This is a genomic window from Domibacillus sp. F004 (genome assembly GCF_057814295.1).
The window spans coordinates 1-357 of sequence record NZ_JBVATB010000034.1; the positions used below are offsets into that span (position 1 = coordinate 1).

Annotated in this window: 1 rRNA gene; it reads left to right on the top strand. The window is 49.9% G+C overall.

Going from position 1 to position 357, the window contains the following annotated elements:
- Positions 1 to 105, top strand: a 23S ribosomal RNA gene (locus tag ACZYRN_RS19295); the annotation flags it as partial.
- Positions 106 to 357 lie beyond the last annotated feature (252 nt).

Below are 357 nucleotides of genomic sequence, written 5' to 3' on the forward strand. Positions count from 1 at the left end.
GCAAGTAAGTAAGATCCCTTGAAGAAGACGAGGTAGATAGGTTCGGGGTGGAAGTGTGGCGACACATGGAGCTGACGAATACTAATCGATCGAGGACTTAACCAATATCGAAAAGCGAAAGCGGCCTGTTTAGACTCGACAGGCATAAGACGGACTGGCAAAGCGGCGCTTTTTGCCGCAAAGTCAGGCTGGCTTATGACCCGAGAGTTTGGCCGCTGGAGCTGGACAACATAACACTTGGTGTAACACGGATCATACGACACGCTTCTATCCAGTTTTGAAAGAACAGGCTTCTTTCCAATTTCATAGTCAGGTGGCATTAGCGAAGAGGTCACACCCGTTCCCATCCCGAACACG